This is a genomic window from Acinetobacter sp. V2 (assembly GCF_001188385.1).
GTDB classification, from domain to species: Bacteria; Pseudomonadota; Gammaproteobacteria; order Pseudomonadales; family Moraxellaceae; genus Acinetobacter; species Acinetobacter oleivorans.
Genome location: NZ_JZFB01000001.1, coordinates 334586 through 334790 on the forward strand (window position 1 = coordinate 334586; position 205 = coordinate 334790).

At 42.0% G+C, this 205-nt stretch carries 1 pseudogene; it reads left to right on the plus strand.

The features are described 5' to 3' along the window. A pseudogene (locus UC75_RS19695) lies at positions 1-205 on the plus strand (alkyl hydroperoxide reductase subunit F); the annotation flags it as partial.

The following is a 205-nucleotide window of genomic DNA, read 5'->3' on the forward strand; positions in this document are numbered from 1 at the left end:
AAAAGTGTCGAATGAAGTGCTCAACCAGATTAAAGGTTTAAACCTCAAAGCCAACTTTGATGTGTTTGTATCGTTAAGCTGTCATAACTGTCCGGATGTGGTACAGGCGCTTAACCTGATCGCGATTTATAACCCGAACACAACAGCAACCATGATTGATGGTTCTTTCTTCCAAGACGAAGTGGAACAACGCAAAATCATGGCT